General features: G+C 35.9%; 29 protein-coding genes. 5 read left to right on the top strand and 24 right to left on the bottom strand.

What is annotated here, in order from left to right; translation table 11 throughout:
- The first annotated feature begins 8 nt into the window (after positions 1–8).
- Entirely contained in the window at positions 9–521 is a 513-nt protein-coding gene (locus tag C0Z22_RS10020) for a DUF3365 domain-containing protein (protein ID WP_103218232.1), read from the top strand.
- A 12-nt stretch (positions 522–533) separates the two neighbouring features.
- Complete coding sequence (locus C0Z22_RS10025; RefSeq protein ID WP_103218233.1) at positions 534–1,715, top strand: FAD/NAD(P)-binding oxidoreductase; 1,182 nt, start codon at positions 534–536, stop codon at positions 1,713–1,715.
- A 1-nt stretch (position 1,716) separates the two neighbouring features.
- Here the strand turns inward: C0Z22_RS10025 and C0Z22_RS10030 are convergent, their stop codons facing one another.
- The 7 genes from C0Z22_RS10030 to C0Z22_RS10060 all read right to left on the bottom strand — a co-directional run bounded on the left by C0Z22_RS10030 (position 1,717) and on the right by C0Z22_RS10060 (position 8,510).
- Positions 1,717–2,151, bottom strand: a complete 435-nt coding sequence (locus C0Z22_RS10030; protein ID WP_103218234.1) for an OsmC family protein — start codon at positions 2,149–2,151, stop codon at positions 1,717–1,719.
- Between the two features lie 12 nt (positions 2,152–2,163).
- On the bottom strand, positions 2,164–3,819 hold the full coding sequence (locus tag C0Z22_RS10035; RefSeq protein ID WP_103218235.1) for a Na/Pi cotransporter family protein: 1,656 nt from the start codon (positions 3,817–3,819) through the stop codon (positions 2,164–2,166).
- A 20-nt stretch (positions 3,820–3,839) separates the two neighbouring features.
- On the bottom strand, positions 3,840–4,904 hold the full coding sequence (locus C0Z22_RS10040; RefSeq protein WP_103218236.1) for an AI-2E family transporter: 1,065 nt from the start codon (positions 4,902–4,904) through the stop codon (positions 3,840–3,842).
- 46 nt (positions 4,905–4,950) lie between these two features.
- Positions 4,951–5,418: a hypothetical protein gene (locus C0Z22_RS10045; protein WP_103218237.1), complete on the bottom strand. Its 468-nt coding sequence runs from the start codon at positions 5,416–5,418 to the stop codon at positions 4,951–4,953.
- Positions 5,419–5,549: 131 nt separating this feature from the next.
- Positions 5,550–6,062, bottom strand: a complete 513-nt coding sequence (locus tag C0Z22_RS10050; RefSeq protein WP_103218238.1) for a hypothetical protein — start codon at positions 6,060–6,062, stop codon at positions 5,550–5,552.
- A gap of 80 nt (positions 6,063–6,142) precedes the next feature.
- Entirely contained in the window at positions 6,143–7,339 is a 1,197-nt protein-coding gene (locus tag C0Z22_RS10055; RefSeq protein WP_103218239.1) for a hypothetical protein, read from the bottom strand.
- A complete protein-coding gene (locus C0Z22_RS10060; RefSeq protein ID WP_103218240.1) occupies positions 7,320–8,510 on the bottom strand; it encodes a hypothetical protein in 1,191 nt (396 codons plus the stop codon). Before C0Z22_RS10060 ends, C0Z22_RS10055 begins: the two co-directional genes overlap by 20 nt.
- Before the next feature lie 207 nt (positions 8,511–8,717).
- On the opposite strand from C0Z22_RS10060, the gene C0Z22_RS10065 reads away from it, so the two are divergent.
- Entirely contained in the window at positions 8,718–9,926 is a 1,209-nt protein-coding gene (locus C0Z22_RS10065) for a PAS domain-containing protein (protein ID WP_103218241.1), read from the top strand.
- Here the strand turns inward: C0Z22_RS10065 and C0Z22_RS10070 are convergent.
- Genes C0Z22_RS10070 through C0Z22_RS10080 form a run of 3 tightly spaced genes read right to left on the bottom strand, consistent with a single transcriptional unit; the run spans position 9,923 to position 12,124 of the window.
- Positions 9,923–10,789, bottom strand: coding sequence for an SDR family oxidoreductase (locus tag C0Z22_RS10070; RefSeq protein ID WP_103218242.1), 867 nt, complete (start codon positions 10,787–10,789; stop codon positions 9,923–9,925). The genes C0Z22_RS10065 and C0Z22_RS10070 overlap by 4 nt on opposite strands.
- Positions 10,790–10,802: 13 nt before the next feature.
- A complete protein-coding gene (gene ygiD, locus C0Z22_RS10075) occupies positions 10,803–11,582 on the bottom strand; it encodes a 4,5-DOPA dioxygenase extradiol (protein WP_103218243.1) in 780 nt (259 codons plus the stop codon).
- 14 nt (positions 11,583–11,596) lie between these two features.
- Positions 11,597–12,124, bottom strand: coding sequence for a YceI family protein (locus C0Z22_RS10080; protein WP_103218244.1), 528 nt, complete (start codon positions 12,122–12,124; stop codon positions 11,597–11,599).
- Between the two features lie 105 nt (positions 12,125–12,229).
- Here C0Z22_RS10080 and C0Z22_RS10085 point away from each other — a divergent pair, with 105 nt between their 5' ends.
- Complete coding sequence (locus C0Z22_RS10085) at positions 12,230–13,105, top strand: LysR family transcriptional regulator (protein ID WP_158246886.1); 876 nt, start codon at positions 12,230–12,232, stop codon at positions 13,103–13,105.
- On the opposite strand, the gene C0Z22_RS10090 is transcribed toward C0Z22_RS10085, so the two are convergent.
- The 3 genes from C0Z22_RS10090 to C0Z22_RS10100 all read right to left on the bottom strand — a co-directional run bounded on the left by C0Z22_RS10090 (position 13,102) and on the right by C0Z22_RS10100 (position 15,771).
- Positions 13,102–13,461, bottom strand: coding sequence for a hypothetical protein (locus C0Z22_RS10090; protein WP_103218246.1), 360 nt, complete (start codon positions 13,459–13,461; stop codon positions 13,102–13,104). The two genes, C0Z22_RS10085 and C0Z22_RS10090, sit on opposite strands and share 4 nt — an antisense overlap.
- Positions 13,458–15,035, bottom strand: coding sequence for a Na/Pi cotransporter family protein (locus C0Z22_RS10095; protein WP_103218247.1), 1,578 nt, complete (start codon positions 15,033–15,035; stop codon positions 13,458–13,460). The genes C0Z22_RS10090 and C0Z22_RS10095 overlap by 4 nt, the downstream gene beginning before the upstream one ends.
- Positions 15,036–15,123: 88 nt before the next feature.
- On the bottom strand, positions 15,124–15,771 hold the full coding sequence (locus C0Z22_RS10100) for a hypothetical protein (RefSeq protein ID WP_103218248.1): 648 nt from the start codon (positions 15,769–15,771) through the stop codon (positions 15,124–15,126).
- A gap of 261 nt (positions 15,772–16,032) precedes the next feature.
- Between C0Z22_RS10100 and C0Z22_RS10105 the strand changes: the two genes are divergently transcribed.
- Positions 16,033–17,736, top strand: coding sequence for a transglutaminase-like domain-containing protein (locus C0Z22_RS10105; RefSeq protein WP_158246887.1), 1,704 nt, complete (start codon positions 16,033–16,035; stop codon positions 17,734–17,736).
- 19 nt (positions 17,737–17,755) lie between these two features.
- Here C0Z22_RS10105 and C0Z22_RS10110 read toward each other — a convergent pair whose 3' ends face one another.
- The 11 genes from C0Z22_RS10110 to C0Z22_RS16265 form a co-directional block, all read right to left on the bottom strand.
- Entirely contained in the window at positions 17,756–18,349 is a 594-nt protein-coding gene (locus tag C0Z22_RS10110) for a hypothetical protein (protein ID WP_103218250.1), read from the bottom strand.
- A 53-nt stretch (positions 18,350–18,402) separates the two neighbouring features.
- A complete protein-coding gene (locus C0Z22_RS10115; RefSeq protein ID WP_103218251.1) occupies positions 18,403–19,128 on the bottom strand; it encodes a pirin family protein in 726 nt (241 codons plus the stop codon).
- A 56-nt stretch (positions 19,129–19,184) separates the two neighbouring features.
- On the bottom strand, positions 19,185–19,523 hold the full coding sequence (locus C0Z22_RS10120) for a hypothetical protein (protein ID WP_146037861.1): 339 nt from the start codon (positions 19,521–19,523) through the stop codon (positions 19,185–19,187).
- A complete protein-coding gene (locus tag C0Z22_RS10125) occupies positions 19,492–21,144 on the bottom strand; it encodes an AMP-binding protein (RefSeq protein ID WP_103218253.1) in 1,653 nt (550 codons plus the stop codon). Before C0Z22_RS10125 ends, C0Z22_RS10120 begins: the two co-directional genes overlap by 32 nt.
- 17 nt (positions 21,145–21,161) lie before the next feature.
- A complete protein-coding gene (locus C0Z22_RS10130) occupies positions 21,162–21,683 on the bottom strand; it encodes a GNAT family N-acetyltransferase (protein WP_146037862.1) in 522 nt (173 codons plus the stop codon).
- A 20-nt stretch (positions 21,684–21,703) separates the two neighbouring features.
- A complete protein-coding gene (locus C0Z22_RS10135; protein ID WP_103218255.1) occupies positions 21,704–22,291 on the bottom strand; it encodes a TetR/AcrR family transcriptional regulator in 588 nt (195 codons plus the stop codon).
- A gap of 125 nt (positions 22,292–22,416) precedes the next feature.
- On the bottom strand, positions 22,417–22,617 hold the full coding sequence (locus C0Z22_RS10140) for a hypothetical protein (RefSeq protein ID WP_103218256.1): 201 nt from the start codon (positions 22,615–22,617) through the stop codon (positions 22,417–22,419).
- Positions 22,618–23,445: an endonuclease gene (locus tag C0Z22_RS10145; RefSeq protein ID WP_158246888.1), complete on the bottom strand. Its 828-nt coding sequence runs from the start codon at positions 23,443–23,445 to the stop codon at positions 22,618–22,620.
- Between the two features lie 166 nt (positions 23,446–23,611).
- Positions 23,612–23,809 carry a cold-shock protein gene (locus C0Z22_RS10150; RefSeq protein WP_103218258.1) on the bottom strand — a complete coding sequence of 66 codons (198 nt, stop codon included), beginning with the start codon at positions 23,807–23,809 and terminating at the stop codon, positions 23,612–23,614.
- 2 nt (positions 23,810–23,811) lie between these two features.
- The gene (locus C0Z22_RS10155) at positions 23,812–24,564 is read right to left on the bottom strand and encodes a class I SAM-dependent methyltransferase (RefSeq protein WP_103218259.1); all 753 of its coding nucleotides are present in this window, start codon (positions 24,562–24,564) and stop codon (positions 23,812–23,814) included.
- A gap of 151 nt (positions 24,565–24,715) precedes the next feature.
- Positions 24,716–25,018 carry a helix-turn-helix transcriptional regulator gene (locus tag C0Z22_RS16265; protein WP_103218260.1) on the bottom strand — a complete coding sequence of 101 codons (303 nt, stop codon included), beginning with the start codon at positions 25,016–25,018 and terminating at the stop codon, positions 24,716–24,718.
- Positions 25,019–25,052 lie beyond the last annotated feature (34 nt).

Below are 25,052 nucleotides of genomic sequence, written 5' to 3' on the forward strand. Positions count from 1 at the left end.
ATATATATATGAAAAAGATAATCATTTCCCTACTAATTACATCAAGTTTATTTGCCTCTGAGCAGCAGGCCGTCCAAGCAATACAGAAAACAGCAATGGCACTTAAGAAAGAGCTTCAAGCAGCAATGAAAGTCTCTCCAGTTAACGCTGTATCGGTTTGTAATACAAAGGCCATGCCGATCACTAAGAAGTTTCATGAAGACGGAGTCGAAGTCGGCCGTGTCAGTCTTAAGAATAGAAATCCAAACAATACTGTAAAGGGTTGGATGAATGACACAATTATGAGTTATGAGTCAGGAAAAAATAAGAAGAAATATTCCGTCGTAAGAATCGACTCAGATAAGAATGGTATTATCATGCCAATCAAAACAATGCCTCTTTGTCTTAACTGCCATGGAGATAACCTAAAACCTGAAGTACAGTCAAAGATCACTCAGCTTTATCCGAGTGATAAGGCCACTGGATATAAGAGCGGTGATATTCGTGGATACTTTTGGGCAACATTTAAAGCAAATAAATAAGAGAAAATAATTATGAAAATTATTATTGTTGGTGGTGGAACGGCCGGTATTACAATGGCGGCACGCTTAAGAAATGAATTAAGCCCTTCATATACTATTTCTGTCATTGAACCTTCTGAGTATCATTACTACCAACCTTATTGGACTCTTAATGGCGCTGGTATCGGAAAAAAAGAAGATACAAGACGTACAACTGCTTCAGTCATGCCAAATGGTGTTGAATGGATCAAGGATCGTTGTCAACAAATCCGACCAGATAAGAAGGAAGTTGAAACTCTTGAGCATGGAACACTAAACTACGATATCCTGGTAGTTGCACCAGGAATTCAAATTAATTGGAATGAAATTGAAGGCCTAAAAGACTCCATCGGAAAGAAAGGTGTTTGTTCAAATTATAGCTATGACTATGTGGATTATACTTGGAAATTTCTCCAAGAGCTTAAAAATGGCAACGCGCTATTTACCTTTCCAAACTCCCCACTAAAATGTGGTGGTGCTCCTCAAAAGATCATGTACCTTGTTGAAGACTATGTACGTAAACATGGCAATAGAGACAATGTAACGATTGAGTTTGCAAGTCCAGGTCAGGCAATTTTTGGAATTCCAAAATATAAAGCTGCACTTGAAAAGATTATAAAAGAAAGAGATATCAAAACACACTTTCACATCAATTTAGAAAAACTAGATGGTGAAAATAACAAGGCCTATTTTAGAGATCTCCAAACAAATGAACTGATAGAAAAAGATTATTCTTTTATTCATGTTGTTCCGCCGATGTCAGCGCCAGACTTCTTAAAGGATAGTGATCTACTTGATAGCACGGGCTGGATTGATGTTGATAAGCATACGCTTCAACATAAGAAATATTCCAATGTTTTTGCGATTGGCGATGCGACAAATGTCCCAACGGCCAAAACAGGTGCGGCAGTAAGAAAGCAGGCTCCAGTTCTTGTCGAAAATATTGTGAAATTCATTAATAATAAAACTAATTTCAATACAAGCTATAATGGTTATACCTCATGTCCGATTGTAACTGGCTACGGACAACTAATTCTTGCAGAATTTGATTACGACGGAAATCCATGTGAGACTTTCCCATTTGATCAAGCAAAGCCTCGCTGGAGTATGTACTTTCTAAAAGCACATATTTTGCCAATTGTTTACTGGCATGGAATGCTTAAAGGAAGAATGTAAGTTACTTCTTTGCAAGGTTTTTAATTTTAGGATGTAGAGTAAACTCACACTTCATTGACTTTGTAACAAGACAATTATCCTTGGCCTTGTAAAGAAGATCTAAATAAGGATCAACATCTGACTCACAACAAATTTCTAAATGAACGTGAATATCACATTTCGTAAATTCATAGCCCTTGGCCACTTTTTCGAGATGAGCATCTGCCTTTACTTCAATATTATTAAAAGCAAGTTTTTTAAAAGAAGCAAAAGACTTGAATGTTAGAATATAGCAACTAGAGATACTTGCACTAAAAAGATCTTCAGGGCTCCACTCACTCTCGACACCATTAAATTCAGGCGGCGGAGTAATCGTAATGGCCTGTTTTTTATCTGCCGTAAGGCTTAACTCGATACTTTCAGAGTTTCCCTTAGTAATCGTTGTATACGTACCCATAAATACTCCTAATTAAACATGTGCTTGAGCAGCATTTTCAGTATGACTTCTAATTTTTCGAAGTGCCACAATCATATCGGAATAAGTAAGTGCACCAAGTGCATCATACTCTCCACTTGAAACACGATCTAAGTGCTTCTTTCTTATTTGCTCGGCCTGGTCTCTTAATTCCTTAGACTTTCTTTCAGCAACACTATAATCAACCTTATCAAGAGAAATTTGATTTGAGACTGAATCATAGAATGCCTTTACATTAACAAATAAGTCATCAAAGTCTTTCTTTGCCTCATCTCTCATAAGTTTTGATATATCACCTCGATCACTATAAGCAATCAGCCTTTCGATATAATCAGCAATACTCTCTAACTCATCGACTTCCTTAATCATCGACTGAGAACGGCGTGACTCATCTTCACTTAAAGGATTAACCATAAGTTTAACGATAAAAATGGTAACTTCTTTTTGTATATTGTCTGTAATTCTCTCATAATCCTTGGCCTTAAGAGCAATCTTCTCCCTTTCGCCAAAATTCTGTTTAATATAAATCTCTTCTGCTAAAGCATAAAGTCTAGAAACGATATCTTTCATTTTATTAACCTCGGCCTGTGCTTGTGCAAGCGCAGCCGCAGTTACCATTTGGCTTGGATCACCTAACATGACAAGGTGGTGTTGCTCCTTCTCTCCGGTAGCAGGAGTAATCCTTGTCACAAAATTTGCTAACTGAGTTAAGAAAGGAATAAAAATAATCGTGGCCGCGACATTGAAGATAGTATGTCCTGTAGCAATATGAACAGCAACATTGATAAAGTCACCATCTGCATTGACAGCATTTGCAGCACCTGGAACTAAGTAATCGATAAATTCAACATAGAATGGAAAGAATAAAAAGATAACAAGTACACCCAAGAGATTAAATATAGCGTGAGCTCGAGCTGCCCTTTTGGCGGTTATATTAGCTCCAACACTCGCTAAAAGAGCGGTAATGGTTGTTCCAATATTTTCCCCTAATACCAGAGCAGCGGCCGTATGAAATTGAATAACACCTGATCCAGCTAGGGCTATTGTAATACCCAACATTGCAGAAGAAGATTGAATTACGACAGTTAATATACAGCCGACAATAATACACGCAAAGTATGCTCCGTAATTCTGTTCAGAGAAATATGAAATCATACTTAAAAATTCAGGCATTGTTCTAAGTGGTTTAAATGCATTGGACATAATACTTAAACCAAAGAAGATCATACCAACTGAAAAAAGGATACGCCCAATTTGGCGATAGCGATTAGTTTTAGCAAATAGCAAAGGAAAGATTCCAAGACCGATAAAGAGAAGTCCATACTTCCCTACTTTTATTGAAATGATCCAACCAGTAACTGTTGTCCCGATATTGGCCCCTAGAATAACTCCAATGGCCTGTCCTAAATTCATTAAACCAGCATTAACGAAACCAACAGTCATAACAGTAGTTACAGATGAACTTTGAACAAAGATGGTAACAAGAGTTCCAACGATGACAGCAGAGAAGCGATTTGTTGTAATTTTATTAATCGTATTTTTAACGACGTCGCCAGCGACTGATTGTAGTGCCTCTGACATATTCTTCATTCCATAGAAGAAAATACCAAGCCCACCAAGGACAGAATAAATAAGTTTAAAAACTTCCACTGCTCTCCACTTCCTTTCGCCTATGAAACGACGTTATATTGATCGTGATAAATTTCAACAATCGTTAGAAATAGTATTCCAATAATTGGTCCATAGAAGATTCCTCCCATACCAAAAACACCCATTCCTCCTATAATCGAAAGAAGAACGAAAGTTGAATTAATTTGAATACGGTTACCAATGAATTTTGGCTTAAACCAATTTTCCACAACAAGACCAACTAGCGCTGTGAAAATAAAAAGGATGACACCTGAAGTAGGACTTCCTGTAAGGACTAGATAAAGACTTGCAGGAATCGTAACAACAGAGATACCAACTAAAGGAACGAAGGCCAAGAAAATCATAAGAACAGTCCAAAGAACAACTGACTCAATTCCTGCCAACCAAAGAGCGAGTCCTCCAAGGACTCCTTGAATCACTCCACCAACACCATTACAAACCAGTGTTACATAATTCATTTGATTAAACTTATCGAGGATTTTTTGTTCTTGGTCTGATGGAAGTGGCGAAAGATCAAATATATATGTCTTTAACCTCTTTCCTTCAACAAAAACACCAAAAACCACAATCATCATAATTGCGAGATCAAAAATGAATGTGATGATATTTCCTACAATTGAATTGATACTCGAAATAACAGTTCCCGATATTCCTTTAAGAGTACCAAATACTGTCGTCTTAACTTGTTCCATATCAATATCAACTCCAGTGATATCTGAAACACTTTTAATAAGAGCAGCTACTGGCCCATCACCAAATAAAAAGTCGTTAACTTCATGATGAGACATTGCCTTCATTATCGTTTGATAAAGGCTTAGAGCTTCTTTACTAAGAGCAATTGATAAGAAGATTAGAGGAATAAGAACAAGTAGAATAATTAAACAACTTGTTATCGATGCGGCCATATTGTCAGAGACTTTAAATTTTTCAATTATCTTAGTATTTAGAGGATTAAATACTCCAGCGAGAACAAAGCCAAAGATGATTGGAGCAATCATTTGCTTGGCCATCATCCATACAAGATAACAGACTAAAAGAAAGATAAAACCGAAGAATACGTACGTTACATTATATTTATTTTGCATATAAATATTGTATGTTTGAATTGGTTAATAGGCAATTTTAATTCCCCTACTTTATTAGTGCTCGACACTGCCTGAGTTCAATAAATAGTTTTAATAACTTCGTAAGATAATAGGCCCCAGGCATAACACCTATGATGGCAGCATAAGTTAATGCCATTTTGAAATCTTTTAGAAAGTACATAATTACAATAAAAGTAATAATGAAAGATAAAATACCAAAGCAAAAGAAGATAGAAATGAAATTAACGATCATACTTACGAGAATTGGCGTAGTTGTCGCGACCTTAACATCCTTTGCTACCTTTGCCCTCGCGATATAGTAGTACTGTCCGACTTTGAAATATGCTAACTCTATCTCTTCATCACTATCGAAGAATTCCGCAATAGAAGATGAAGTAATCACATTTTCAATTCTAGTTCCATCGCTGAACTCAACAAAACTAAATACGCGATCATTTCCACTTTGTGTTGAAGTTCCACAACCAATAACTGTCGATTTCAAATTCAAAACCATATTTGGGCCCTTAAAATTATTAGGCTATTATCGGTAATATACTGGACAACTTTACTTAGAGATTATTTGTTTGGAAGAGCTTAAAAATGAAAAGGCTCCGAAAGGAGCCTTTATTATATTAGAATTTGATTCTAGTAACAGTAGTAGTTACCCCAGTAATCACGGTAACAATCATAGTAGTAAGTATAGTGAAATGCATACCAGTAGTAATAAAATGCAACACCACCAAACACTACAAAGTATAGTCCATAGTCGTAGCTATAGTAACCAGAGTAGTTAGCACCTGTATTTTTCATACCATCAACATAGTCTTGAATTAGTGACTTTGATTCTTCAAGAGTCATATTTTCTACGTTGATTGAACCAACAAGATTAGAAAGTTCAGTAGCAACTTTCTTATCTTTAATATTTGCTTGTAGGTAATTTAAAACTTCAGATGGCTTAACACCTTCTTGAGCTAGATCACCTAATTGTTTTTCAAATGATTTAACAGTTTCATTGTAGAAGTTTTGATCTTTTTGATCCCATTCTACAGATAATTTAAACTCAACTTCTTCAAAGATTGGTGCGATTTTAGCTTCAACATTTGCAAGAGCCGAGAACGAAAAGCATACAAGTGCTACAGCAGCTAATTTTCTTAACATGAACATCTCCCTATTAATAACGTTATGGGTAACTACCCTATCTAAACATATTTTGTCAATTTAATAAAAGCCTACTTACTTTATAAACCCATCTCGTGATAGGCATTTAGAAGGTTTATACGATCCCTCAAAGGTGACTTACATGATTTACGACACTCTTTGAGAATCGACTTCAATAAATCTCCTCTAATATTTGAACTGCTCGTGATATTCTTACGAACATCATAAACAAGACCATGACTTGATTCTTTATCAAGTTCGCGTACTTGCCATAATACGCCCAAGACAAAATCAATATTGGCGTAAGCATTTGTTTCAAATCCTGCATTATAAACTTCATCGCGAAAGGCATCTTTTTCACGGACTCTTTTCGCATAATCTTTCACATTATCAGCAATCGTTGCGCTATCAGCGATTGATGCCGCAAAGAAGTCTGCCATACCTTCATTAACAGGAGAAGAATGACTAAGGCCAAGATGATCACTCAAAGCAACATGAGCAAACTCATGATAAACAACTTCTGGGATAAAGCTTGTATCTAAAAAGAACTTCTTTCCTTGAAGAAGTCCGTAAAGATTTTTCATTGCATAAAAAGAAGCTTCAATAATTGCAGTCGATCCAAGAATATTTAAACCACTCTGCGCAAGAGCATCCCCAGAAAGTAAAAATAAGTCACTTATAAATTTTTGAAAACTTGCTAATCTTGATTGATTCCTAAACTCACTAAAAATAGCAGCAGTTTGTTCAAAGTCATTCTTTAACCCTTCCTGTGGAAGGTTGATTTCTTTTGCCGGACGAAACCAAATTTCATAATTCCAAGGCTTAATCCCAAACCTTTCTCTACCCTCTCCAGGTGGAATTGAAAGAGCATTATTATATTCAGGTGATAAATTATCGTGAGCGAAGTGACCAATTGAATTAAATTGATTTGTTATATTTAAGCGAACGATAAGTTGAGGTAACTCTTTTACGTAATCAGACTTAACGACATTAAGAAAATAACGTTTTGCCTTTGTTAAGTGATAAAAGACACTTGCGGCCCTTAGCTTTTCAACTTCGTCCGTTAAACTCTCAAGATTGATTGCTTCATTTGATTTCCCATAAACAATTTTAAAACTTTTGTTTTCTAGGATTGGAGCATTAACTAGATCAAGCTCAACTTCTTTCTTAATCAGATCCATGTCATTATCTCGCGTAATAACCTGGGCCTTGTGACTTGCAAAAGTAGTTACTGTAAGAAATGAAACAAGAAACAACTTAGAAAATTGAGTGATCACGTGCTGGCTCCTGTTTTGTCTCTGTTAACATCTCAATTCCCACTAAAGATAAAACCTTCACAAAGTAGAAAGTAGTAGGAATTGCTGCAACAAAAATTGTTCCATATCTTCTAATAAATCTTTTTCTCTTTTCTGCTTTGGTTAGCTCTGGATTCCAAACATCATCGACAAGTGCAAGAGTAGTTAAATCATCTCCTGACACAAGTCCTGTTTCATAAGAAGCAGAGAGAACATCCTCAAAGGAAACATTAACACCTTCAAATAAATTCATCATTTGAAGATCTCCAAGTTCTTTTCTAACCATCTTTGCAGCAAATCGATACTGCTCCATTGGATCAAGAATAATCTCTTCAACACTTTCATCATCAATTATCACATTGATAATAACTTCATCTGCATTAAGTCGATTTAACAATCTTTGAGTCATTCCTCGAAGATAGATAATTTGAAATTGATTGTACTTTGCAAGTAATGCCTCTCTTCGAGAAACCTTACTCTTGTCACGTCGACTTGAAATGAAGTTTGTACCTTTTATATCTAGTCGTTCGGGAAATTGTTTTGTTAAAAATGCCTGTTCTTTCAAATACTCGGCCAACGTCTGTGGCTCAAGATGATAGTCTTCTTGAGCTAGTCTTTTTAGCATCCAATATGTACGCTTACTTATAAGCTCCTCATGATATGCCTTCTTTAAAAATTTGATTGGCTTCTTTTGTGCAAGTTCTTTAAAAAGACTCATCGCTGCGAGATTAAAGCACAGTCCTCTCTCTTGTGCCCTTTGGAAGTTATCAAAAGGTTGTGATCTAAAATCTTTAACAGTAGGATTAAGAGGTACTAGAAATTTTTCTTTCTTCGACTTCTCAAATGACTTCATCGTTCTTAGCAATAGACGATATTGTGTATCATCCATTTTCGAAGACGAGCGCAAGTATATTAACGCCTCATAAAGTTTATGATTCGCTACTTGATTAATCTCTTCTAGCACATCGTACTCGCAACTCTGCTTAGAAAGATCAACTTCTCCTAACAGAGACATTTCCTGAGAACTCAGACCTGCTTGGGCCTTTGCTATATCTTCCTTATCAAAGTACGCACTTTGCCCTGCGAGATTTAACCCACATGCTTGAAAGCTCATATTCAAAGACAGAATAAGGATAAGTAGACGATTTTGCATATGCCTATCTACCCTGAACACTCAACAAAGAAAATAAGTGGTGAAATTTATACACTAATTATTTAGTTGTAAATTTAATCCAACTAGTTAAGATAACTCCGTTAAGAAATCAATAATTTCAACAATTTATGATATAGATCATGTTTTGTTTAGTTTTTGTATTCTAAACAGAAAATATTCATCATTTTTTCAGAAAAGGGAGGACGCATGTCGAAGGAGAGAGAGAGTAACTTCGATTTTGATGAACTATTCTTTTCCAGGACCGATAAGCGAGGAGTTATCGCGTCTGGAAATTCAGTATTTCAACGAGTCAGTCAGTACGAGTGGGAGGAAATGCTTGGCAAGCCCCACAAGGTTGTAAGACATCCAGAGATGCCCCGAGGGGTTTTCTCACTTCTTTGGGACACTATTGCCAAAGATAAGATGATCGGCGCCTACGTAAACAATCAGGCCAAGGATGGAAGTAATTATTGGGTCTATGCCCTCGTCTCACCTATTGACGATGGCTATCTATCAGTAAGACTAAAGCCTAGTAGTCATTTCTTTGAGATCGTAAAAGAGAAGTACATTGAGCTAACTCTACTAGAGAAGCGCAAGAAGCTTACACCAGCACAATCTCAGGAGAAGCTTCTTGAAATTATTGGCGAATTAGGGTTTGAGTCTTACGAAAACTTTATGATTGAGGCGCTTATGCAAGAGCTTGAATCGAGACAGAAAGCACTTGGAGAAGAACCAATTGAGGAACTGAATCTTTTACGCAAGGCCTTAAAGTCAGGATCGTTTTTACAAGAGCAGTCAGAAGGTATTTTTGAGGAGTATCAAAAGACTTCGCTTGTCCCTATGAACTTAGAACTTCAGGCGGCAAAGATTGGAGAAGATGCAGCTTCGATCGCAACTATCTCAACACAATACGATAATCTTGCAAAAGAGATTCAAGAGGAAATTAATAAGTTTATGGTTTCGGGAAAGCTCGTTCAAGACAAAGTTAAAGACTGCCAGTTCTTCGTTTGTAACTCAATTTTGCAAAGAGAAATTTACAGCTTCTTTGAAAAGGAGACTAAACCCTCGCCTATTCAAAAAGAAAACGAAATGAGAATCTTAGCACACTTACAAAATCAACAGAATATGAACGCTAAATCGAGCCTAATTGATATTCAAAAAGAATTTAGTGAATTCAAAAGAGTCTGTAATGATGTGAAGAAGCTATCAATTGGACTAGAGATGGTAAGCATAAGTGGTAAGATTGAAGCGGCAAAGTTAAACCGAAATTCAGGAGAACTTTCAAGTCTACTCGATCAACTAACAAATTTTAAAGACTCACTCAAGCAATCACTAAAAGAGATAAACGATATCGGAAGCGATCTAGTTCATCAGGTGTCTCGCATGAATGAGTCCTTAGCTAGTCAAAATAATTAAGACTGATAACTTTCTTTAAAATCTCTAATTGATTTTGAGATTGTTGTCGTTGGGCGTCGAATGAGCTTTGATAATTGTCTTTGATTATCAAATAAGCCTCCATTGGATGCACCTTTTTCAGAGTCGGCCAAGAGCTGTGCAAAACCTTCAGGTAGTCCGGCCTGCATTAGAGCGGACTTAAACTCTACTTCACTTAAATTTTGATATTTAATCTCACGCTCAAATTCTTTTCCTACGACCTCTGCAAATTCAGAAAGTGTAAAGGCCTCATCTCCTGCTAGCTCATAAACCTTTCCAGAATGTCCTTCACTCGTTAATACCTTTGCTGCCGCTAAAGCATAGTCCTCTCGTGCAGCAGTTGATAGTTTTCCATCTCCAGCACAACCGATTACAGTAGAGTGCTCAATGATATTAGGTAGGCCCATTGTATAGTTTTCAGAATACCAACCATTACGAAGAATAGTTGTTGCAATATTGAGCTCATTAATAAGTTGTTCAGTTTCAACATGCTCCTTTGCAAGTCCCAAAGGCGACTTATCAGCGTGGAGTATACTTGTATAAGTAAGATGCTTAACTGAAGATCTTTTTACTGCTTCAATTACATTCTTATGTTGAGGTAATCGCTTCCCTACTTCACTAGCTGATATTAATAGTAATTTATCAACTCCTGCGAGTGCCTTATCAAGAGTATCTGGTTTTTCATAATCCCCAAATCTTACTTGTACACCTTGTTTTTCATAATCACTTAACTTATCTGTCGATCTTGCAATTGCAACAATCTCATTGGCCTTAACACCTTCATCTAATAACGCCTTAATTACTAACTGGCCGAGTTGTCCAGATGCTCCTGTTAATGCAATCATATAATTCTCCTTTTTATCTATAGCTAAAGCTTCTCATCGAAATGGAAGCGTTTTGAATCCCTTCAAAATCAAATTTCAACTGATCATCATTACTTGATGCTCCGATGATATATAAGAGCGGTAAGTAGTGTTCAATCGAAGGTACACTCATTTTACCAATGTCTGTTTTTTGAAATTTGTTTATTAAATAATCAAAATCTTTTTCAATAATTTTTTCTTTAATAAGCTCATCATATTCTTTTGCCCAATTTGAAACTTGGGCGTCTTGACTCCAGCTTATTGCTCTTAAGTTATGAACAATATTTCCACTTCCTATGATCAGAACACCTTTTTCTCTTAAAACGCTAAGCTTCTTACCTAAATCAAAATGATACTGAGGTGGCTTTCTCATATCCAGACTCAACTGAACAACTGGAATATCCGCCTTAGGGTACATAAATTTCAATAATGACCATGTGCCATGATCAAGGCCCCAATTTTCATTATCAAGCTTGATACTTTCACCAATAAGATCAACTATTTCTCTGGCAAGTTCTTGAGAGCCAGGTGCAGGATATTCGATCTCATATAATTCTTTTGGAAAACCGTAGAAATCATGAATTGTTTTTGGTTTATCCATCGCCGTGACCCAAGTACCTTGAGTTTCCCAATGCGCAGATATCATGAGTATTGCTCTTGGTTTCGGAAGTTCCTCTCCTATGCTTCTAAGCTGCTCAGTAAAGTCATTACTTGCAACAGCATTCATAGGAGAGCCATGTCCTAAAAATAGTGTTGGTATTCTCTTTTTAGTCATGACTATCCCCTCAATTACTTTGTTACGACTTTAAATGTGAGAGTTACTGTATCTGAAATTACCTTATCACCAAGGTTCTTAAAAAAACTTCCAGAACCATAGACCATATCAAACTCTGTACGATCAAAAGCTAATACACCAGAGTAAACCTTACCTTTTTTAGTTACAGGAACTGTAACGGCATTAGTCTTACCTTTTATTGTTAACTTCCCGTATAAATGGCCATTATCAATTTTATCAATCTTCAACTTTGCTGTTGGATACTTTTCAACATCAAAGAAATCACTACTCTTAATATGCGATAAGAACTTAGACTTCCATTCCCCTTTAAGAGTTGTATCGTCAATTGAACTCATATCTGCGACAAAAGAACCTCTTCCATTATCTAAACTTGCACTTTTCATTTTAATTGGGCCAGAGTGAAAATCACCTGTGATCTTTGTTCCTTTCCACACAAAAGAGCTTCTAGCTAAGTCAATATTATCGGCCATTGCCGTAAAAGAAGTTAAAATTAGTCCTAGAATTATAAATTTAGCTTTCATTATTTTCTCCTGATTGGCTTTGTTATGTATTCTATTATGGAGAAAAAGGGAGTGTTGCAAAAGACCACAATATTGCAATATAATGTTCCATATAAGGAACACTCTATGGATCTAAATTTACTTAAGATATTTGAAAAAGTTGCAGAAGTTGGAAGTTTAACAAAGGCGTCAACAGTACTAGGACACCCCAAGTCTAAAATAAGTCGTGATCTCGTTAAGTTAGAGGATGAACTTGAACAGACTTTATTAATTCGCGGGCCAAGAGGAATTGTGCTTACAGAAAAAGGCTTAAGTCTTTTACAATTAATAAGAACACCACTTGAGTCATTAGATGCTTCCGTTTTAAAAATTAAAAATCAAACTAATGAAATGAAAGGACTCATAAAAATCACAGCGCCAGAAGACCTTTCCCAACTCATACTTACAGATATCGTCTGCGAATTTATGGATAAGTATCCAGGAATAAGAATTGAGTTGTACTCCACTAATATACTCATGGATTTCAAAGAACATAAACTTGATATGGCCCTTCGAATTGGAAAACTGAAGGATTCATCGTTAATACAAAAGAAAGTATGTGATATTGAAGTCGGACTCGTTGCCTCAGCACAATATTTAAAAACTTCGACAAAGGTTAATGAAGTAAATGATCTTCAAAAACATCCTGTAGCAATTTTAACTGATCTTTATGGTAATCCTTTAAATAAGTCATGTTTTAAAGAGGTTGTTCCACAATTTGCTAGTAACTCATTCCCTATATTAAAAGATTACGTTGCAAAGAATAAAGGCCCAGCGATGATTCCTAGTTTCTATTGTAAGAGGGAGCTTGTGGAAAATAGCTTCATCAAAGTTTTACCAGATTTAAAGTACCTTGCAAGAACTCTATTTCTACTATCTAAGCCTTCAAAGCATACGCCAAAGCATGTAAGAATATTTAAAGACTATCTTTATGAGAATCTAAAGCGTAGCTTAGAGAGCTAATCTTTAGATCGAAAGGAAGAAGGAATAATATCAACCCCTAGCCTTTGTCCAAGTTTTACAACAAAGGGAATAGTTAACGGAGCAAAAGGAAGAACAAGCAATGCACCGACTCCTAAGCCTTTGATAATTTCGAGAAATTGCTTATTTGCTTCTTTCATTTCTTCATTAGAAGCCCGCCCCTGAGTATATCGTCCATATATGACAAACATTTCTCTTGTTTCAGCACCTTCTTTTTCTAGGCCATCACGTAGAACGATCAAAGACTTCCTGATCTTTAAGAGCATCCCTTTCTTCTTTGAAGCAAAGTATACAAGAGAATCAAGATATAAATCTTCTAGTTTCCTTAGTAGACTCATGGAGCAATATGTCCTTCTTTAAGATGATGATAATTCATTAACTTATCTTTAAGACGCTGAGAATAAGTTAAAAGATGCATAATTGCGCCAGCATCATTACGTTCCGGTTTGGCCATTAAAATAAAAACCTTCTTTCCAAAACCCTCAAGATCTCTTTGAAACTCTTGTGAGATCTTCTTTAAATCTTTATCCTTTTGGTCTTCACTAGTGATATTCTCAAAAACAGAAAGTGTCGTACTTGCTATTTCTCGGACAATCATAAGCACATCACTTTTAAGCTCAATATAATTATTGTCCATAGACTCTTTTACACCTGCAATATCTTTAACTGAGTCATGCATTTGGAAGATATACTCATACATTGCCATTACATTCACAATACGATCAATCTCGTCTTCATTGTTACATTTTGAAATAAACTTAGAAAAGAATCCTAAAAGTTCTGCTTTAAGAAAGTCCATATACTCGATACGCTTCTTTGCGGCTTCATAGATTCCTCGATAATTTGTTTCGATACTCAATGTTACTAAATTGTAATTTTCTTGAACAAATCGAAAAGTTTTTTCAAGATCCACCATCAGATTTTTTTCAATTTCATCAAATTGTGTTTCTTCTTTTAATCCCAGCTCAATACGTTCAAAGTCCATTTGCCCTTCTCCTAACATACGATCAATAAGACTCGAAAAAGGATTTAAGAAGACAATAAAGATTAAGCTCGTCGTCACATTGAAAATTAAATGAAAATTTGCAAGAGCAATAGCTGGTATATTTGACATTAATGGCAATCGATCTCCCCAAAAGATAATAATCGGAAGAAAGATTAAGACGCCCCCTAAATTGAAAAGGAAGTGCGCCAGGGCCGTCTTTTTTGCAGAAATATCCATATTGATAATTGAAATAAGCGCAGTAACAGTTGTTCCTAGATTTGAACCCATTAAAATGGGAATCGCATTATCGAGACTCATCAAACCTTGCTGAGTGAAGATGATTGCCAAACCAGTTGTCACCGAACTAGATTGAACAATTGCCGTAATAACGGCCCCTACCAATACTCCAAGTAAAGGATTATGGGCCTGTGTTAAAAACTCGATTAATCGAGAATCTGATTGAAGTGGAGCAAGTGCAGAAGAAATCAAATTTAAACTAAAGAATACAAAACCAAAGTAAAAGAATGTTTTACCAAAAATAGCGTAACGTGATCTCGTAAATGAAAGTAGAAATCCCAAAATAATGAAGATCGGTGCAAAGGCAGTCAATTTAAACGCTACAAGCTGTGCCGTTACCGTCGTTCCGACATTAGCTCCAAAAATAATTCCAACACTATTTTTAAAAGACATGACCCCAGCGTTTACAAGACTGATTGCAATGACAGAGGTTGCAGAACTCGATTGAATTAAGGCAGTAATAATGGCACCAATTAATACCCCCACGACAGGATACATTGTTGCACTACCTAGAAATTTTCTAAATTTTTCACCAGTAATATTTTGAACTTCTTTGGAAAAGTTCTCAAGGCCAAAGACAAAGAGTATTACACTCGATGTCGCGGCCAAGATAATTTGAAAATCCTTCATTAACTAACTCTCTACTAAGTATTATTTACGCTAACGTAAAGTGATATTTTTAAATGATAACAGTAAATAAGTTACCTAGCCCATCAAATTACTTATTAAGTTTGATGATTTTTGTTGCCGTACTTGCGGGCATTCTATTTTTCTTAGGATACTTAAGCGATTTAAAGACAGTCTTCATAGGTCTGGCCTTTAAAATTGTTGCTTTAAATTGCATCTCATCAGCTTCAATATCATTTTGAATATCGAATCTAACTTTCTTAGCATTCTCTTTTGCCTCATCTGCTATAATCGCCCCAGCAAATAGTCCACCAACAACATATTTGGCCGGATTACTATATTCTTCAGCAGAGGAAAAGAAAGTTGAGATATTTCCAACATAAGTTTTCTTTCCATTTCCAACATTTGAAAACTTCACTGTATTACTCTCTTCAAACATATAAATCTTTGTCGTCATTCCCGAAGTACAACCAATCTGACTTAGATAAGTATCTCCTTTTTGAAATTTACCGACAAAGAATCCAGACTCATCAGTTGTTAAGACAGTATCCTCATTCTTCGCCTTATCTGTAAAAATCAAGTTACAAGTGTTTGCAAATTTCGCACCATCAAAGTACAGGGAGAATTTTCCGAAAAATACTCCTTCATTATCTCCTAGTGCATCGGCCTTAAAGTCTTTTGGTGAGTTTGCACAACCAATAAATAGTGCAAAAAGGGCAAGTACTGAAATCTTTCTCATTTGATATTCCTCCATCTTGAATAAGTTCATTGAAGATTTATCGACTAATTCTCTTTAGAACATTAAGGAATTTCAACTACTTAGAGTCACTACAGATACCTCTTCTATATATCTAGAATTACTATGAATATATGAATGAACATTGTACGGCCGCTTAATTTCTCGACATCGAAATTAGGCCAACTAAATGAATATACGAGAAAAATAATGGCACCCTCCTTGCAGATTATACATTTGAACTAAACTATGGAGTTGTTTGTAATGAAGAAATTCTTTTTTCTAGGCTTACTATTATCTTTTAATACTCAAGCAGATTTTAGCATTGGCTATCAAGGCTCGGGTGTTGAAGTAAATAAACGAAAGTATGAGACGAGACCGCTCATTCAAACAGACGAATTCAATACCAAATCGTACTGGACCGATACCGTGCGAAGAACAGCTGTTGTAAAATCCATCGTAGGCTGCCTTAGAGAAAACTGTGCCTATTTTAATGAAATGGACATGTCAGATATCTTTAAAGAGTCTGTGGCACAATTTGGTAAAGAAGAAGGTGAAATGTACTTTACCAATGTAGTTGCCGGATTAATTATTGGCTCTCCTGAGGTAAGAAGGGATAATATCTATTCTTCAGCAAAGCTACTTTTAAGCTTCAACCAAAAGATCTACCTCGCCCATATCCTTGGTACCATTATGAACAATCACTACGATTTTCAACGTGATAAGGAAGGTGTTGTAACCACTGAAGATCTTTTCCAAGCAATTAGAGAAGGAAGCAAAGCGGGAGTTTGTCGTGACATTGCGGTAGCTCAAGCAAATGTTCTTAAAAAGCTTAATATAGATGACGTCTATGTTGTTGCATATAATACAAGAGATGTTGGTCACGCTACTGTTGTCGTACAAGACCCTGGTAATAAAGATCGTATTATCAATTTTAATTACGGTGAAACAAGAATCAACGAAAGCCAAAGTGCTCAGGGGTTAGCACAAGATACAACCCTAGCAGATTTTGGAATAAATTATAGAATCTTTAACGCTGATGGTGAGCCTGTTGATCGTGTACCAAGTGAAGTTGGTTACCTATTAAATCAAGCAGTAGGTCTGGACGTTGAAATGATTGCCCCAGGTGTAGAGTTTGATAATATCGATGTTATCTCAATGAATTATGAGAATGGCGCAATTCATGCAAAAAGCTACTATGCTGAATCATCAAGCGGCTTAACAGCATCTGGTGTTGCTGCAACGTTAAAAAACCAAGGTAATCGAATTAAGTTTGATGCGGGAATTGCTATTCAAAGAGAACAGAAGAAACTTGAACACAGAGATTTTATAAAGGATAGTACGAGTATTTATTTTGGAATGGATGCTCGCCTTAAGTCAGGAAAAGTAGACTTAGGAATTCTTCGAAATGTTTATGCTGACGTAAAGTCCCACGTTAGTATCACTGTGGGGAATGGAAAGATAAAAGCAGATAATTTCCAAACAGAAGGTGATTTTAGTGACAGTCAAAATATGTTCTCATCTTCACTTTATGCCGATTCAGACTATCTGGGATTTGATTGGAAAGGAATTGTTACGGCCCATGCTTCAATTATGAAAGCAGATGTTAGAGAAGAAGGTAAATACACGATGGCCGTAATTGGTGGAACAATTAAAAACGAAATCAAAAAACAAATTATGAAAGAGTATGGAGTTGGAATTCAAAATATTATCTATATTCGACAAGAAGGTGCAACTGCAGACTATAGTATTACACTATACTCAGAGGATGGACGCCACTCTTTTGAAATAGGAATGAAAGCTCCTCTATATGGTCGAACAGGATTTTGGGTAAAAGGAAATCAAAAATCGACATACATTTCTGCTCAAACAAAAGTTTTAAAAGATAGTTTAAGTTTAGGTATTAAATATATAAAAAAGGATAATCAAGAAGCGACTTACAAATTTGAAGGTGAATACATTTTTTAATAAATATAATAGTCACCTCTTAGAGGTGACTATTACTATCTATATAATCAATAATCTCATCTAAATGAATATAAATATTACGCTTAGCCTTGTTTAAATTACCTTCTTTAAAATGAAAACCAGCAAGTCCAAGTTGTCTTGCCGCATCCACCTCTTTTAAAGACTCCGATATATAAAGACTTGGGTAGCGGCCAGTCTCATCGAGGGCCTTATTAAAAATATAAGGCGCAGGCTTTAATTCTTCATTACTCATAGGAATATAGATTTTTTCAAACACACTCCAATCAAACTCAACAGAATCATTCCAGTGTGCTCTTACATATTCCTTCAAAGTCGTAATTTTTTGTTCGTAAGTTTCACCAAACGACTCTGGAATATTTGAGATAATGGCAACATGAATCCCCATATCCTTTAGTGATTTAATATACTCAAGAGAGCCTTCGTAATAGTGATAATTACCACTTTTTTTAGTATTGATGATGGTATCTCCCAAATCAAAGAACACCCACCTTTCAACTTGTGTATCTTCATTTAGGTTATTTGCGTAATACGCAACACCTGCAAATGAAATTAAAGTGATAAGAACTAGAAGTACGATATTTTCTTTTTTCATACTTTATTTTAGCAAACAATTTTATTAGTTTAACCTGATTAAAATCAGTATTTTCAGTTATATTTTTCCACATCCATTGGAACTTCCATAACAAGAAATTCTGAGTCATTAAATGACCTTATCCCAATATTATTACCTGGATCGATACCAAGTCCATCTCGAGCAGAAAGAGTTAGATCATTTACTCTAACTTCACCACTAATCACAAAAATATAAACACCATTTGATTCCATAAACTTTTTATAGGTTAAGTTTTGACCTTCCTCTAAACTAGCTAATGAGAAAAAAGCATTTTGATTAATACTAACTGAATTACTTCGGCCATCAGGAGAGACAATTAATTGAAACTCTCCTCTACGATCTGATTCTTTGAAGTACTTTTGAGAATAAGTGGGTGTTATATTATGCTCTTTAGGCAATACCCAAATTTGTAGGAAGTGTACTTCTTCCCTGTCAGAGTTATTATACTCGCTATGAGAAATTCCTGAACCGGCCGACATAACCTGTATCTCACCTTTCTTAATGATAAAGTCATTTCCAATAGTATCTTTATGATGAAGGGAGCCTTTTAAAGGCACTGAGATAATTTCCATATTACGGTGAGGATGAGTTCCAAAGCCTTTTCCAGGTGCAACAACATCATCATTAATAACCCTTAGCGCTCCAAAATGGATTCTTTCAGGATCATAGTAATCGGCAAAACTAAAAGTATGATTGCTTTTAAGCCAACCGTGTTCTGCATGACCACGTGAATCAGCACGATGAAGTACGTTTGTCATCTTTCCTCCTACATTTTGATTATTATAGCGATCTTCAATACTTCAATGTAGGTAAATTAAATTAAAATTTTAGTTGGGGGATCAAGTAAGAACTCTAAAAGTAATTCGATTTCTTTTACTAAATCAGGTTCTATATTAGTCCAATTTTTTTGACTAACCTGAATTCGATCATAAAGCTCATTTGCTTTCTTTTTAATTTTGAAGGTTGAGCCCTCTGAAATCGACTCAACCATTCTCCATTTTAATTCATCAAAAATATAGTAGTAAGTTTGTGGGCCATCATCTCTCCCCAGTTCTTGGTCAATGACGGCCACCAGATCCCACCAATCGTTTTTTCGGTATCTTCTTGAGCTTGAGTACATCTTAGCGAAGCTCTCGGCGAAGAACTTTTCCAACATTATTCTTCGGTAAATCGTCCACAAAAGCAATTTGCTTTGGAACTTTATAGCCAGCAAGATTTTTCTTCGCATAAGCCTTAATATCTTCTTCTGTTAAATTTGCTTTTGATTTAACAATAAAGACTTTTACAACTTGTCCTGACTTTTCACTTTCAATTCCAATAGCAGCAACATCCTGTACACCATCTAGCTCTAATAAAACTCCTTCAACTTCATTCGGATAAACATTAAATCCAGAAACAACAATCATGTCTTTCTTACGATCTAAAATTCTTAGGAAACCTTTTTCATCAACCGTGGCATAGTCTCCTGTTTTAAGCCAACCATCTTTAGTAAAGGTCTTACTTGTTTCCTCTGGTTGATTCCAATACCCTTTCATAACCTGAGGCCCTTTTACACAAAGCTCTCCTTCTTCATTAAAGCCTAACTCATTCTCATCAGCATCAATGATTTTAATATCAGTTGAAGGAAGAGGAAGCCCAATAGAACCTATTTCATCCGTCCCATCTGTTGGGTTACAACTGACAACAGGAGATGCTTCAGTAAGGCCATATCCTTCAATAACTCTTGTCTTTGTAATTTTCTCCCAGTCTTGCTTAACAGCTGGCTTAAGGGCCATTCCACCTGCAACACTAAACTCAATAAAGCTCAAATTCTGTTTTCTGAAATTTTCATTTGCAAGTAGCGCTTGCAGTAGAGTGTTGACAACAATTAGAACTTTCGGCTTGTGTGTATACACATCTTTGATAAGTGAATTTAAATCACGAGGATTTGTTACAAGAACGTTAGTCATCCCCATCTTAAAGAAACCAAAGATATTAACTGATAAAGTAAAGACATGATAGATAGGTAGTGGAGCGAGGATATTTGCTGGCTCTGTTCCAAGTCCTGCCTTAATCCAAACATCCATTTGTAGCATATTCGCAATAATATTTCGGTGAGTTAGGATAGCCGCTTTTGTTTTCCCCGTTGTTCCACCAGTATATTGAAAGAGCGCAGTATCCTCTCTTTCCACTGTTGGATAAGTTACACTCAGTCCTTGTCCTTTTTCAATTGCTTCATTAAGAGTTAAGTAACTACCTTTATAAGTAGGAATCATTTTCTTTACATGCTTAATAACAAAATTTGTTAGCTTCCTTTTTACTAATGGAAAAAAATCACCAATTTCTGTCGTAATAATATGCTCGATCTGACTTCCTTCAATGGCCTCTTCAAGATTAGCAACAAAGTTTGTACAGATAACAATTGCTTTTGCCCCACTATCTTCAAGTACCTTTTTTACTTCTCTGGTAGTGTAGAGAGGGTTTGTATTAACAACAATTAGCCCTGCTTTAAAAGCACCAAAAAGAGCAACCGGGTATTGCAGAAGGTTTGGCATCTGAATCATGATGACATCACCTTTTTTAAGTTTCAAATCATTGATAAGGTAATTAGCAAAGGCTTCTGACTTCTCTTTGACTTCACTATAAGTCATGCTTGCATTCATATTGATAAAAGCTTTTCTCGTCGAAAACTTTCCACAAGTTTCATCAATCATTTCAACAATATTATTATATTGATCAGGGTTAATTTCTGTGGCGGCGTTCTTTGGATAATTATCCAACCATACTCTATTCATTTATATATCCTTTTTTCTTATAGCTTTAATCTAATATTCACAATTCCCATTGTTTCAGTTTCAACGACAACGTCACCGCGACTCTTTAGCAGTCCAAGCACAGCATGATTTCCAGTGCTAGCAGTTCCATATATTTCTTTTATATCACGCTCTTTAGCTGCCTTGATTAAATGATCTATCAAGATCCCACCAAAGCCTTTTCGGTGATACTTATCTATTACTGTTACGGCAAACTCGGCCGTCGGAGAATTATCCGAGTCACGATAAAATCTTGTAGAACCTACAGGCTTTTCGCCGTCCTCACTTTCCTGCATTACAGTCAAGGCAACGTGATTAATATAATCAGGGCAAGTAAATAGCTCTAAGTCCTTCTTAGATAAGCTTTTCTTGGCCGCAAGAAAACGACTATTAAGTGTTCGGTGAGAGGCCATTTTAAATGCTTCAATCAACTTCTCTTGATCATTTTCACTGACACTTCTAATGACGTACTTTTCACCAAGATGCTCAAATTTTTCAAAGAACTTTTCGTTATACTTCACAGTTTCGCTCACAGTCTTTTTCAAGATCTTTCAATGACACATGCTCTATACAGCGTCTTTATAAATTGTTCTTTAATGACTTCAAATTCTTTCTTATCTCTACCTCGTCTTATCCAAGAATAAACAAGCTCTCTAGCAGCGCCAAATAACATGGCATCTAGTATTCGACGATCAACAATTCTAATATTTTCGACTTCAGCTTGCGTGGTAAGAACGTCATAAATTTTTGTCGATAAAATCTCATACTCACTAATTAGAAGTTCTCTAATTTCTTGATAGCCAGACATTGAAGCCTTCCAAAAAAAGTCGCTTTCTTTCACTTTCGACTCATGCCAGTCAAAATAAACACTAACTAAATCAATTAGAGTTTCTTCTACTGTCTTGGCCGCACTGGCCGCAATAAAAGCTTTATTTCTAATCTTAGTAGATAGTTTAATGAATAAGGATTTATAGATATCTTCTATTCCATTTGGAAAATGATAATAGAAAGTTCCAGTTGAAAGGCCGGTCTGTTTTTTAAGTTTTGATACGGAAATATCTAAGATGGCCTCTTCTTTCAGAAGCTCTAACACACCTTCAAAAATGGCCTCTTTTGAGTCCTGTTTCACCGCCACTCCATTTATAGACAACGTGTCTAGACGTAGACTCTAAAATATGCCACAAGACACGAGTAGACTCAAGTTAAATGATATAACTTATTGAAATTACATTTTAGTTTTTTGATTTTATAGACTTATTTTAGCAGTTGGCACTTTACAGCAAACTTAATTTTATCAAAACCTTCAGCACCAAACCACTCAACATATTGGCAATAGATTGATCTGTAGAGTTCCGTATCTTGATATTCTAGATACAGTTCTTCTCCAACTGGTGTGGAGAAGAACGGAACGAGAAAAATAAATGTTAGAATAACTGTAATTAGAATTCGAAACATCTATTGAACTTCCCAAATGGCCATTGCCCACTCAGGGTGATCAATGAAAGGATTACGATTCTTTTGATATTCGCATGCGATATCATTTCTTCTTCTTTCGTGCTCACTTACAGGATCTTGCTTGTGCCACTTCAAAAGAAGCTTAATAAACCAAGAGCTATAAGTTTGTTCACGAGAGCCATTTGTCATTGGATTATCTTTAAACCTAGGAATCTCAGCTTCATAACGAACAGCAAAGTAAAGCATTGCTCTAGCGATATCACCTTTAAATTCATCAATAGGTTCGAAAACTCTTCCACGATATCCACTTGTCGAGCTTGTACCAATCTTAGAACCATTTTTAGAAACCCATGAAGCTTTTCCAACTTCTCCAAATGGGTAAGAACCACGGTGGCCATTTACCTTTCCATCTGTTGGATAAACATGAAAGATATCTGTCTTCATTGGGCGTCTCTTGTTAAAAAGCCCTTGTGGAAATAGGTGTTCACGATTGTAGCAATCCCCTTCACCTTTATACTGGCCACAAGTACGACGGCCAGGTTGGTAGCGATATGGATCTTTTCCGTTTGGGTTCTCAGAATACATATCCATTATCGTGCGATCACCATCGTAAGTAGTATCGAGATCAGTGCTACGATACGCCTTAAGAAGGTCATCATACGAGATACCACGATGAGTTCTTCTTAAAAGAGAAGAAAGCTGTGACTTAAATACATATCCAGATGAAGCAGTTGAAAGTCCTGAGTAAAAAAATTCTTGATCACAAGATGAGCCGAAGGCCGCGCTTGAGATTAAAATAAGTAGTGTTGCGATGTGTGTGATTTTCATGCCAAGAGAGTATCTACTAAAATACATGAACACAATGAAAAATTTACTAAATCTTATAGGAAGTATTAGGGTTTCTTATAAACAAATGGACTTTATAAGAAGGTGTACCTTCTAAGAAGCTGAAATTCTTCGCTTTCTTAAAAGGTACGACGAGTCATTCTTAAGATTAAGAAAGAACGCTTACTGAAACAGCACAAGGACCTTTTTGTCCTTCACCTACTTCAAATTCAACAGCGTCATTTTCACTTAGAGTGTTACCGTTTACTGCTGAAATGTGTACGAAAAGATCTTTGCTTCCATCGTCTGGAACGATAAATCCAAAACCTTTCTCATCATTAAAAAACTTAACTTTACCTGTTTTCATACTTACTCCTTATGTTTAAGCTTCTTTAGGTCTACGTTAGAACTATATATTTTTAATTCGCCAGAGCTTAAGCGCCCATTGGCATTCCATAATTTTTTATATTTTCTCTCTAGTAAGAAATCGATTCGATCGCCTCTCGTTACCAGAAAAAAGCTGTAATCATCAACACGGGCCACAAGCTCGTCTAAAATCTTAGAAATATCCTCAATTTCACTAAAGTCATAGATAAAATAGATCTGTGCCTTTGGCAAAATAAAGTCATCTTCTAAAACATCTTCTAAGAGAATCTCACAATTGAGCAATTCTAATCTCTCAAAGAGGCGATTTCCCTCACTCTCTCTTTGTTTAAGAATCTCATATCCAATGAAGCGGGCCTCAGGAAAGACAGAGTTCATCACAATGCCTACGCGTCCATAACCTGCACCAATATCCACCACTTTATTTACTTCAAAGTCTTTTAAAAGATAAAGGGCCTCAAAGATATCATTATACGGTGTTTGTAAAACCTGTGGATGCAGTCCAATCCAAGTCTGTGTCCCCTGAAAGTGCTGCTTTCCCTTTGTTCCATCATTTTGCTTATAATAAGCTTTGTATTTTTGTAGAAGTTTCCCCTCTATTCTTGGAATACGAAAACCAAGTGTTCGGTCTAAATCCTTTGCATGCTCCAGAGGATGATTATTGCTTCTCATAAATGTACGCGGATTTTTAATAAGATCTTTCAATGGTACTGAGTCTGCATTAAGCACTTCGTTCACTAAGGTATTCCCTGCAATTCTGTCGTTTCTAAATAATAAAAGATTAAAAATAGACAGAACCGAAATAAGGAAGTGAACTATAGGAAACCTAATTTGACACAAGATACTATGTCCAAAGCTCTAATACAAGCGAGATTCTTCTTACTGTATTTTATTCGCATGTTTTTTTAATTGTTTCGATCAAGCCAGGGTAATACTTTTTGATATTAGGGTTGAGAAATAGGTACTTCTTCACCCCTTCTGTTCTTTGGCAAATGATATGGGCCTCAATAAGAATCTTAATATGATGAGAAAAAGTGGCCTTATTTACGCAATAATCGAAGCCTCCACAAGTAATCTCCTTGTGACCATGCTCTTCTTCATATGCAATTAACTGCTTTATCACACTCATGCGAATGGGATCGCCTAGTGATTTAAAGATCTTATCTAATGGTATTTGTGTGCAATCATTCATAGTTAGATAAAATTCTAACAAAGGACTTGATTTT

Origin of the sequence: Halobacteriovorax sp. DA5 (genome assembly GCF_002903145.1) — a bacterium.
Taxonomy (GTDB): Bacteria; Bdellovibrionota; Bacteriovoracia; order Bacteriovoracales; family Bacteriovoracaceae; genus Halobacteriovorax_A.

Excerpts from the sequence above, each read along its gene's own strand:
- C0Z22_RS10085 (WP_158246886.1), top strand. The coding sequence starts at position 12,230 with ATGGATCTAAATTTACTTAAGATATTTGAAAAAGTTGCAGAAGTTGGA.
- C0Z22_RS10050 (WP_103218238.1), bottom strand. The coding sequence starts at position 6,062 with ATGTTAAGAAAATTAGCTGCTGTAGCACTTGTATGCTTTTCGTTCTCG.
- C0Z22_RS10040 (WP_103218236.1), bottom strand. The coding sequence starts at position 4,904 with ATGCAAAATAAATATAATGTAACGTACGTATTCTTCGGTTTTATCTTT.
- C0Z22_RS10095 (WP_103218247.1), bottom strand. The coding sequence starts at position 15,035 with ATGAAGGATTTTCAAATTATCTTGGCCGCGACATCGAGTGTAATACTC.
- C0Z22_RS10090 (WP_103218246.1), bottom strand. The coding sequence starts at position 13,461 with ATGAGTCTACTAAGGAAACTAGAAGATTTATATCTTGATTCTCTTGTA.
- C0Z22_RS10100 (WP_103218248.1), bottom strand. The coding sequence starts at position 15,771 with ATGAGAAAGATTTCAGTACTTGCCCTTTTTGCACTATTTATTGGTTGT.
- C0Z22_RS10060 (WP_103218240.1), bottom strand. The coding sequence starts at position 8,510 with ATGCAAAATCGTCTACTTATCCTTATTCTGTCTTTGAATATGAGCTTT.
- C0Z22_RS10150 (WP_103218258.1), bottom strand. The coding sequence starts at position 23,809 with ATGAAAACAGGTAAAGTTAAGTTTTTTAATGATGAGAAAGGTTTTGGA.
- C0Z22_RS10105 (WP_158246887.1), top strand. The coding sequence starts at position 16,033 with ATGAAGAAATTCTTTTTTCTAGGCTTACTATTATCTTTTAATACTCAA.
- C0Z22_RS10025 (WP_103218233.1), top strand. The coding sequence starts at position 534 with ATGAAAATTATTATTGTTGGTGGTGGAACGGCCGGTATTACAATGGCG.
- C0Z22_RS10115 (WP_103218251.1), bottom strand. The coding sequence starts at position 19,128 with ATGACAAACGTACTTCATCGTGCTGATTCACGTGGTCATGCAGAACAC.
- C0Z22_RS10045 (WP_103218237.1), bottom strand. The coding sequence starts at position 5,418 with ATGGTTTTGAATTTGAAATCGACAGTTATTGGTTGTGGAACTTCAACA.
- C0Z22_RS10020 (WP_103218232.1), top strand. The coding sequence starts at position 9 with ATGAAAAAGATAATCATTTCCCTACTAATTACATCAAGTTTATTTGCC.
- C0Z22_RS16265 (WP_103218260.1), bottom strand. The coding sequence starts at position 25,018 with ATGAATGATTGCACACAAATACCATTAGATAAGATCTTTAAATCACTA.
- C0Z22_RS10080 (WP_103218244.1), bottom strand. The coding sequence starts at position 12,124 with ATGAAAGCTAAATTTATAATTCTAGGACTAATTTTAACTTCTTTTACG.
- ygiD (WP_103218243.1), bottom strand. The coding sequence starts at position 11,582 with ATGACTAAAAAGAGAATACCAACACTATTTTTAGGACATGGCTCTCCT.
- C0Z22_RS10110 (WP_103218250.1), bottom strand. The coding sequence starts at position 18,349 with ATGAAAAAAGAAAATATCGTACTTCTAGTTCTTATCACTTTAATTTCA.
- C0Z22_RS10125 (WP_103218253.1), bottom strand. The coding sequence starts at position 21,144 with ATGAATAGAGTATGGTTGGATAATTATCCAAAGAACGCCGCCACAGAA.
- C0Z22_RS10065 (WP_103218241.1), top strand. The coding sequence starts at position 8,718 with ATGTCGAAGGAGAGAGAGAGTAACTTCGATTTTGATGAACTATTCTTT.
- C0Z22_RS10145 (WP_158246888.1), bottom strand. The coding sequence starts at position 23,445 with ATGAAAATCACACACATCGCAACACTACTTATTTTAATCTCAAGCGCG.
- C0Z22_RS10140 (WP_103218256.1), bottom strand. The coding sequence starts at position 22,617 with ATGTTTCGAATTCTAATTACAGTTATTCTAACATTTATTTTTCTCGTT.
- C0Z22_RS10030 (WP_103218234.1), bottom strand. The coding sequence starts at position 2,151 with ATGGGTACGTATACAACGATTACTAAGGGAAACTCTGAAAGTATCGAG.
- C0Z22_RS10070 (WP_103218242.1), bottom strand. The coding sequence starts at position 10,789 with ATGATTGCATTAACAGGAGCATCTGGACAACTCGGCCAGTTAGTAATT.